This is a genomic window from Desulfovibrio sp. 1188_IL3213, assembly GCF_036763145.1.
GTDB lineage: Bacteria > Desulfobacterota > Desulfovibrionia > Desulfovibrionales > Desulfovibrionaceae > Desulfovibrio.
Map to the genome: position 1 here is coordinate 1 of NZ_JBAIYR010000321.1, position 2731 is coordinate 2731.

Here is a 2731-nt window from a genome sequence, read left to right on the forward strand (position 1 = left end):
TACATTCTCAAAGTTTAAGGCACGCTCACTTCGGCGTTTAACCGCGCAGATAAACTGCGCTTACGCCTCCGTAGCGAACGTCTGCTCACGCAGCCGTCCGAGCAATTTAAAAGTTAAATTGCTCTAAAACCGAGCAAAAGCTGCTTGCCCTATTTTACCAATCCTACTGTTTTTTATCGCGCTTTTGCTGCCGGTTTGCCGGAGCGGCCTTGCGCGCGGGCTGCGGCTTGTTGTTCTGGGCGCGCACCACAGCCTTGGCATCGGGATCGCCATTTTTGGCGGCCAGGTTGTACCAGCGGTTGGCCTCGCTGAGATTGCGCGGCACGCCGGTTCCCTGATCATACATCAGTCCCAGACTGTACTGCGCGGCGGCCTCATTCTGCTCCGCAGCCTTGCGATACCAGTCCACGGCCTGGTTATAGTCCTGCGGCACGCCACGTCCCTGCTCATACATAAACCCCAGATTGTACTGGGCCTCGGCATAGCCCTGCTCGGCAGCGCGCGTATACCACTGCACAGCCTTGGCCGGGTCCTGGGCATAGCCCCGCCCTTCGGCGTACATGAACGCCAGATTGTTCTGCGCCTTGGCGTGATCCTGTTCCGCCGCCTTTTCAAACCAGTGGGCGGCTTTGGTGTCGCTCTGGTTTTCTCCCTTGCCGTTCAGATAGGTCCAGCCCAGGGAATATTGGGCTGATGCAAGCCCCTGATTGGCGGCACGGCTGTACCAGTCAATGGCGGCGGCCTCGTCCTTGTTAACGCCGCGCCCGTGGGCGTAAAGATAGCCGAGATTGTACTGGGCCATTGCCAGACCCTGCTCGGCAGCCTTGCGGAACCAGCGCGCGGCCTCGCGATAGTTGCGCGGCACGCCGTCGCCCGAAGCCAGGGCCGTGGCCCAGGAATTCATGGCGCTCACGTCGCCCTTTTCCGCTGCCAGGCGAAAAAACTCCGCCGCGCGGGTACGGTTTTTCTTTACGCCCTTGCCGTCCAGAATAAGACGCCCCATAACGTACAGGGCTTCAGCGTTGCCGCTGTCCACAAGGGGCTTGAGCAGGCGCACGGCCTCATCGTAATCATTCTTGTCCAGCGCCGTCTGCACCTGACGCAGGCTTTCACCGTCGTCAGCGCGGGCATCGCCCTGGGACAGCCACAAGGGCGAAAGGCACAAACATGCCAGAAAAACTGTGATAACTAACCGAATTTTCATATGTTATAAACTCTTCAACGTTGGGATCCAGTAATGGTTTTCATCGCCCTTGAGCGTCAGAGCCTGAAGGGCGCAAAAAGCGCGGCGGGCATCCTGCACTGATGTGCGGCTCCACCACGCGCGGGGGTCTTCCCACACTTCGGTGACCTTGGCGGCGGCCTCTTCGGGCGTGGCATGCAGTATGCCCGCCCGCACAAGCACATCCAGCAGGGCATCGCTTTGCGGGGTAACGGGCCACACATCACGCCGCCAGAACAGGATGGTAGGCACATTGGCGACCAGAGCCTCAAGAGTCGTCGTGCAGTTGTGATCCACGACCAGCAGACGGCAGGCAAGCATCTGCGGCTGCAAAGGCCCTGTGGCAAGACGCACCTGGGGCATGCGTTCCAGCAGCCAGTCCGCGTCACGCAAAGAGCCGGGCAACGGGAAATAGGGACGATACAGGGAACTGCCCCGTATGTTCCGCTCCAGCGATTCAAAAAAGCGCAGCTTGTCGCGCCTGTAATCCACCAGTTGCAAGGGCGTTGGATGGGCGTCCAGACGATAGCCGTAGGCTGGCATTTCCGTACCCACAAGTAACAGGTGATGCCCGTCCTGACCATGCCAGCTTTTCTTTATGCGAGCCAGTTGCGGGTACGGCAAGGGAATAAAATTTCCCCGGCTGTTGCCGTGCTCACTCCAGCCCCAGGTGGCAAAGGCGTGCTGGCTGTATTCCACCACGGCAGTATCACAGGCACAGCGTACCTGACCATAATTGCCGCCGTGCTGCACGTACATGAGCCTGTGGCCCCGGCCGCGCCAGAGAGCGAGCTTTTGCCGGTATTCCGCGTCCTCATAGGCCAGAATGCTTGCCACGCGCAGGCGCGGCGACAACATGCCCGGCGCGAGGCGTTCGGGATGGCCGAGCTTTTTTAAAGAACGCGGCATCCCCGCGCGAAAAAGGGCCATAACATCAAGATGCTCCGGCAAAGCCGCGTCAAACCCCGTGGCGGCCCGCCCATAGGTCGAAAGCGGCTGCGAGCAGTCATGCCCCCGGCTTTTATGCAGCAGGGCCAGAGAAAAGCGCAGGCTCTGCCAAAGGCTGACGCCTTTGAGACGGGGAAAAGGCAGTCTCAACATGGCATTGCGCAGCATGCCGCGCACGCGATCCTTGCCGGAAAGACGTTTCGCCGCACCGTATTCACGGTTTACAGGCTCAAGGTATTCCCATGTCCAGTTTTTCGGCCATCCATCATGAAAATGGGCCTCGAACAGACGCGAGAACAGCCAGTGATTAAAGGTATGCCCAAGGGCGCCGTGCAGGACAAAATCCGGCTCGGTATGGAACGTGAAGCAGCACTCCACCGGCAACAGGGGAACGTGCAGGGCCTCGTCGCCCCACACTTGGACCAGGGCCTTGACCCTGTCCCAGCGCTCCACGATCTGTGAAGCCATATTCACGGCCCAGGGGGCCAGTAGCGTCTCCCAGTAGGCGGCGGGCAGCGCAGCGCTGTGCGGGCATAGCTCCGCCGCCAGCGGAGCGATGCT

General features: G+C 60.2%; 2 protein-coding genes. Both read right to left on the reverse strand.

Annotated features, from left to right (window positions below; translation table 11 throughout):
- Nucleotides 1-163: 163 nt before the first annotated feature.
- Nucleotides 164-1204, reverse strand: a complete 1041-nt coding sequence (locus V6C16_RS10880) for an SEL1-like repeat protein (RefSeq protein WP_333543197.1) — start codon at nt 1202-1204, stop codon at nt 164-166.
- A 3-nt stretch (nt 1205-1207) separates the two neighbouring features.
- Nucleotides 1208-2731, reverse strand: a 1524-nt coding sequence (locus tag V6C16_RS10885; protein ID WP_333543198.1) for an LIC12162 family transferase, incomplete at its 5' end; no start/stop codon positions are given.